The sequence below is a fragment of the Nostocoides jenkinsii Ben 74 genome, assembly GCF_001046875.1.
Lineage (GTDB): Bacteria > Actinomycetota > Actinomycetes > Actinomycetales > Dermatophilaceae > Nostocoides_A > Nostocoides_A jenkinsii.
Window position 1 is genome coordinate 749194 of record NZ_HF571038.1, and the last position, 6245, is coordinate 755438.

The 6245-nt window shown below is 67.8% G+C and carries 4 protein-coding genes and 1 pseudogene; 3 read left to right on the top strand and 2 right to left on the bottom strand.

Translation table 11 applies throughout. The features are described from left to right. Positions 1–87: 87 nt before the first annotated feature. Both BN13_RS03515 and BN13_RS03520 read right to left on the bottom strand, forming a co-directional pair. Positions 88–1392 (bottom strand): class I SAM-dependent RNA methyltransferase, encoded by a 1305-nt coding sequence (locus tag BN13_RS03515; RefSeq protein ID WP_048544472.1) that lies wholly within the window; start codon positions 1390–1392, stop codon positions 88–90. Further along, entirely contained in the window at positions 1389–3395 is a 2007-nt protein-coding gene (locus BN13_RS03520) for an APC family permease (RefSeq protein ID WP_048544473.1), read from the bottom strand. Before BN13_RS03520 ends, BN13_RS03515 begins: the two co-directional genes overlap by 4 nt. A gap of 110 nt (positions 3396–3505) precedes the next feature. Here BN13_RS03520 and BN13_RS03525 point away from each other — a divergent pair, with 110 nt between their 5' ends. From BN13_RS03525 to BN13_RS03535, 3 genes and pseudogenes are all read left to right on the top strand, one after another. Next, positions 3506–4171 carry a potassium channel family protein gene (locus tag BN13_RS03525; protein WP_048544475.1) on the top strand — a complete coding sequence of 222 codons (666 nt, stop codon included), beginning with the start codon at positions 3506–3508 and terminating at the stop codon, positions 4169–4171. Between the two features lie 28 nt (positions 4172–4199). Beyond that, complete coding sequence (locus BN13_RS03530; protein WP_048544477.1) at positions 4200–4886, top strand: potassium channel family protein; 687 nt, start codon at positions 4200–4202, stop codon at positions 4884–4886. Between the two features lie 261 nt (positions 4887–5147). Then, a pseudogene (locus tag BN13_RS03535) lies at positions 5148–6245 on the top strand (IS630 family transposase); the annotation flags it as partial.

Here is a 6245-nt window from a genome sequence, read left to right on the forward strand (position 1 = left end):
CGGGCCCACTCAACGGCAGGGCCCGACCATCTCAACCGGAAGCCCTGACCTCAGCTCGCGCCGCGGACCAGTTGGCGGTCCTGCCGGTCACCTTTCCAACAAGACGATGCACTCCACGTGGTGGGTCATCGGGAAGGCATCGAACGCGCGGAGGGTGCGCACGGCATACCCGGAGTCGGCGAAGGTAGCCAGGTCCCGGGCTAGGGCGGCCGGGTCACAGGCGACGTAGACGATCGCCCGCGGTGAGAGTGCGGCGACGGCGCGGCATACGTCGGCAGCGGCCCCGGTCCTCGGGGGATCCAGCAGGACGAGATCGGCCGTGGGCGGGATGAGGGGGTGCCGGGTGCCGGGGCGCCCCCGACCCCCTCGGCTCCCCCGACGTTGCGGACCGCGCGAGCGGCGGGCGGTGATGCCGAACGCCTCGTCCACGCGAGCCCGCACCACCACCGCGTTGTCGTATGCCGCGAGGTTGGCTTGGGCGTGCGCGCTCGCCTCCACGTCGGACTCGACCGCGATGACCTCCCCGGTCGGGCCCACCGCCTCGGCGAGCGCGGCCGCGAACACGCCGACCCCGCTGTAGAGGTCAAGGACCCGCTCGCCCGCCCGCGGCGCCAGCATCTCCACAGCCAATTCGACGAAGCGCCCGGCGGCGCCGGGGTGCACCTGCCAGAAGCCGCGGGCCGCCACCTCGAACTCGCCGCGGAATCCGCCGGCCTCGACCACCTCCGTCACGGCCACCGCAGCCTCGGTGGCCCCCTGGGCCGTCACCGGGACCACTACCGGCTCGCCCACACTCGGCGCGATCACGTCGAAGGCAACGACATCGGCAGGCACCCGCTCGGCCGGACGGTGCAGCACGCCCGTGGCGATGACCTCCTCCCGGGCTATGAGGCAGTCATCCACCGGCAACACGTGATGGGAGCGGTGCGGCCGCATCCCGATCTCCCGCTCCGGGCCGACCGCGAACTCGGTCCGGGTCCGCCAGCGCAGTCCGTCCCGATGCCCCGCCAGCGCCTCGACCTCGACCGGGATATCCAGCCGGGCCAGCCGCTGCAGTTGCTCGCGAACGACGGTGGCCTTCAACCGCCGCTGCGCCGCCAAGTCGACGTGCTGGAAGTCGCAGCCGCCGCAAACACCGGCATACCGGCACGGGGCGGGCACCCGATCGGGCGACGCCGACACCACCTCGATGGCGTCCGCCCGGACGAAACGCGACCCCGACCCCACCTCGGTGACACGCGCCCGAACCCGCTCCCCTGGCAACGTATGCCGCACGAACAGCACTTGCCCCTCGTGCCGGGCCACGCAGTGCCCGCCATGGGCGATCGGTCCGATGTCGACGGTGACGACCTCGCCGACGCTCAGGCCGGGCTCAGGCGCGGGTGCGGTCACCGGCCCATCCTGACCGAGCCGGGCGCGGAGGAGCCGTCGGATGCCAGCCGCTCCTCCTGACCCTCCGAGCTGCGCAACTGCCACGGAACCGACGCCACCATCACCCCGGGAGTGAAGTGCAGTCGCGTCCGCAGTCGCAGCGCCGTCTGGTTGTGCAGGATCTGCTCATACCAGTGGCCGACCACATACTCCGGGACATAGACGACGACCAACTCGCGCGGCGACGCGCGCCGGATCGACTTCACGTATTTCACGATCGGGCTCGTCACCTCCCGATAGGGCGACTCGAGTGCCTTCAATGTCACGGGTATGCCGCGCCGCTCCCACTCCTCCTGCAAGGCGTGCGTCGCCTCGGGGTCCGCATCGACGGTGATGGCTTCGAGGGTGTTGGGTCGCGTGGCTCGGGCATACGCCAGGGCGCGGAGCGTCGGCTTGTGGAGCTTGGAAACCAGGACCAGGGCGTGCACGCGGGCGGGCAGCATCTGAGCGGCGGCGTCGGTCACCTCAAGTTCCCGGGCCACCATCGTGTAGTGCTTGTGGATCGCGGTCATGATCGCGAACAGCACCGCCATGGCGGCGATGGCATAGCCCGCGCCGTGGATGAACTTGGTCGCGAGGACGACGATCAAGACGGTGCCCGACATCGCGGCGCCGATCGCATTGATGATCCGGCTGCGGCGCATGGTCGAGCGGGCGGCGGCGTCGCGCTCGCGGAGCAGATGCCGGTTCCAGTGGCGCACCATCCCGATCTGACTCACAGTGAACGAGACGAACACCCCGACGATGTAGAGCTGGATCAGCCGGGTGACATCCGCGTTGAAGGCCGCGATCAAGATCGCGGCGACTGCGGCCAAGATGATGATGCCGTTGGAGAACGCCAGCCGGTCCCCGCGTGCATGGAGTTGCCGCGGCAGGTAGCCGTCGCGGGCCAGGATCGAGCCCAGCACCGGGAATCCGTTGAAGGCAGTGTTCGCCGCAAGAATCAAGATGATGCCGGTGACGATCGAGATGAAGACGACACCGGGGTGGAACTCCGAGAAAACCGCCTTGGAGACCTGCCCCATGATCGGGTCCTGGGCGTAGCTGTCGCCGACCGGCTGCCCGTTGGCGAGCAGTTGCTCGCCCGGCCGATCGGCATACTTCACACCGGTCCAGCGCGCCAGCATGATCATTGACATCAACATCGTGATGGCGACCAAGCCCATCATCAGCAAGGTGGTGGCGGCGTTGCGACTCTTGGGCTTCCGGAAGGCCGGCACTCCGTTAGAGATTGCCTCGACCCCGGTCAGGGCCGCGCAACCGGAGGAGAAAGCTCGGAGCAGGAGGAAGGCGAGCGCCAAACCGCCGATCGCCTCATAACCCTCTTCGGGAACCAGTTCGAAGGACGCGCTGGGCGCCATCGGCAGTGTCCCGGTCAGGTGGCGGATGATGCCCACGACACCCATCCCGAGCACGCCCACCATGAAGGCATAGGTCGGCAGGGCGAAGGCGTTGCCCGACTCGCGCACGCCGCGCAGGTTCATCGCCGTCAGCAGCGCGACCAAGATCACGGCATACGTCGCCTCGTGTCCGCGGATGAAGGGCATGGCGGTGGCGGCATTCTGGATGCCGGACGAGATGGACACCGCGACCGTCAGCACGTAGTCGACCAGCAGGGCGCTGGCGACCATGAGCCCGGCACGCGGTCCGAGGTTGGTGGTCGCGACCTCGTAGTCCCCACCGCCGGATGGGTAGGCGTGGACGTTCTGACGGTATGAGGCGACGACTACCAGCATGACCGCGACGACGCCGAGCGCGATCATCCACGAGTGCGTCAACGCTAGGGAGCCCCCGGCCAGGCCGAGGGTCAGGAAGATCTCGTCTGGCGCGTAGGCCACCGACGACAACGCATCGCTGGCGAAGATCGGCAAGGCGATCCGCTTCGGCAGGAGGGTCTCGTGCAGCTTGTCGCTGCTGATCGCCCGCCCGAGAATGATGCGTTTGAGCACGCGCCCAGTGGCCACGGGCGATCACTCTAAACCCGACCGTCCCAACCGTCATCACGACACCGCCCGCGGCCGGCTGCCGCGGGGACGATCGTGGGCGCAGACCCGTGCCGGTGTAGCGTCGCCACGTGCACTTCGTGATCATGGGATGCGGTCGAGTGGGCGCCTCCATCGCACGGGCCCTCCAGCGACGCGGCCACGATGTGGCGATCATCGATCAGGAGGAGTCGTCCTTTACTCGGCTCGGGCCCACCTTCGATGGGCGGACCGTCACGGGGATGGGGTTCGATCGCGACACGCTGCGCGAGGCCGGGATCGACACGGCATACGCCTTCGCAGCCGTCTCCAGTGGTGACAACTCCAACATTCTCGCGGCGCGCGTTGCCCGCGAGACGTTCGGGGTGGAGCACGTCGTGGCCCGGATCTACGACCCGGGGCGAGCCGAGATCTACCAGCGCCTCGGCATACCCACTGTGGCGACGGTCAAGTGGACCTCCGATCAGGTGCTGCGCCGCCTCCTCCCCCAGGGTCACCTGCCGGAGTTGACCGACCCGTCCGGGCGCATCGTCATCGCGGAGGTGCCGGTCAGCCCGCAATGGATTGGTAGGCCGCTCACCGAGATCGAGGCGGCCACCGGCACGCGCGTTGCCTATGTCACACGCCTCGGCGACGGCATGTTGCCCTCGCGCGAAAGCCTGCTGCAGGAAGGTGACTTCCTGCATCTGGCCGCGCGACGCGACGAGCTCACCGAGATCGAGCGGGTGCTGGACGGCCCCCCGCCCGCCCACGACTGAACGCCCCATACGGAATCGGAGACCGCCCATGCGCGTCGTCATCGCCGGAGCCGGCTCGGTGGGTCGCTCCATCGCCACCGAACTGCTCTACAACAACCACCAAGTGCTGCTCATCGACCGGGCGGCGAACGAAGGCTCGATCCGGCGAGTGCCGAAGGCGAGTTGGCTCGCGGCCGACGCCTGCGAGATCGATGCGCTCAACGAGGCGGGGCTGGCCGACTGTGATGTCGTCGTGGCCGCCACCGGTGACGACAAGGTGAACTTGGTCGTGTCGCTACTGGCCAAGACCGAGTTCGGGGTGCCCCGCACGGTGGCCCGGGTCAACAACCCCAAAAACGAGTGGCTGTTCGACGAGGCGTGGGGTGTCGACGTGGCCGTCTCGACGCCGCGGCTGATGACGGCTCTGGTGGAGGAGGCCGTCACGGTCGGGGACCTGGTGCGGATCTTCGAGTTCCGCAAGGGCCACGCCACGATGGTCGAGATGACGCTGCCGAGCGACTCGCCGCACGTGGGGGCGCGCGTGGGTGACGTCGCGTTCCCCGAAGACACCGTCTTGGTCGGCATCATCCGCGACCAGATCCCGATCGCGCCCAGCCCCGACGACAGCCTGGAAGCGCACGACGAGCTCCTGCTGATCACCACGCCCGACGCCGAGGAGGCGCTGGAGAACCTGCTGTCCCCCGGCGCCCGCGAGAAGCGCCCCCGCGACCTGTGAGCGGGGCCCGGCCCGGCCCGACCTAGGAACTTCTGCTAGCAGCACTTAGTCAACTGTGGACACCTTGCAAGCTGTCCGCAGTTGACTAACCTGTGCTGAGTTGCCGTATGCCGCGGCCTCGCCCCGCGCTGCCGACTCACCTGAGCCGACTCACCCGAGCCGACTCACCGGAGCCGACTCACCGGGTCGTGCCCCAGTCGGTCCGAGCCGCTAGTGGTGTGTCCCGTAATTAGATACTTATTTGCGGGATAGTATCGGGGTATGGCCCGTGCTGCTGCTCCTGCCCTGCCGATGTCCGATGGCCAGCGAGAGACACTGGAGGTGCTTGCCCGGTCGCGAACGGCGCCGCATCGTGAGGTGCAGCGTGCCAGGGCGCTGCTGCTGGCCGGGGACGGGATGGCGAACACCGCGATCGCGGCGCAGGTGGGCGCGACAGTGAAGACGGTGCGGGCGTGGCGGGAACGGTTCGTAGGTGAGGGTCTGGTGAAGTTCGCGCAGGTCAAGGAGGGCCGGGGTCGCAAGGCGACGATCCCGCAGGCGAAGATTGAGGAGATCGTCGATCTCACGCTGCATTCCAAACCGGCGGGCGAGACGCACTGGTCGTGCCGGACGATGGCCGCGAAAACGGGCGTGTCGTCCTCACAAGTGCAGCGGATCTGGTCGGCCCGAGGGCTCAAACCGCACCTGGTCGACACGTTCAAGTTGTCCAACGACCCGCAATTCGAGACCAAGCTCGTTGACGTGGTGGGTTGTACCTGAACCCGCCCGAGCAGGCGATCGTGCTGTGCATGGACGAGAAGAGCCAGATCCAGGCGCTGGACCGCACCCAGCCGTCGCTGCCACTGAAGCCCGGACGAGCCGGCACGATGACGCACGATTACAAGCGCAACGGCACCACGACGCTGTTCGCCGCGTTGGAAGTCGCCACGGGAAAGGTGATCGGACAGTGCCTACCCAAACATCGTCACGATGAATTCCTGACGTTCCTGCGAAGGATCGACCGCGCCGTGCCCGCCGACCTGCAGGTGCATCTGATCTTGGACAACTACGCCACCCACAACCACGCCGACGTGACGAAGTGGCTCACGAAACACCCCCGGTTTCACCTGCACTTCACACCGACCTCGTCGTCATGGCTGAACCTCGTCGAACGTTGGTTCCGGGATCTGGACCAGAAGGCACTGCGCCGCGGCGTGTTCAAGAGCGTCCCCGATCTCATCACCGCGATCGAGGACTACCTCAACGCCCACAACGACCAACCTCGACCACTGGTCTGGACCGCATCAGCCGAGTCCATCCTGGAGAAAGTCACCCGCGGCCGAGTCGCCCTCAACCAGGTAACCAACACTGGGACAGACC